Genomic DNA, 277 nt, shown 5'->3' on the forward strand with positions numbered 1-277 from the left:
GGAATTTGTGCTTTTTGAACAACCTCTTCAAGGAGAATCTTGGGAAAAAAATTCTTTCTAGCAGAGCATTTCGGGGAATGAAGCTTTTCAGGAGTGTTTCCTTTGAAGGGCGCTCTTTTGATGAGGATTTTCCGTATCCCATCCCATTATGGTTTTAAAGGCGTTTTGTACTAAGGAGGAAAAGCTGGCATGAAAGATATGTGGTAATTCATTGTTTTTAATTATTTCTCAAATTGGATTTAGAGAGTAAAAAATCAAAAAAAGACCTAAAATTACA

The sequence above is a fragment of the Bartonella sp. AA2SXKL genome, assembly GCF_042197205.1.
Classification (GTDB): Bacteria; Pseudomonadota; Alphaproteobacteria; order Rhizobiales; family Rhizobiaceae; genus Bartonella.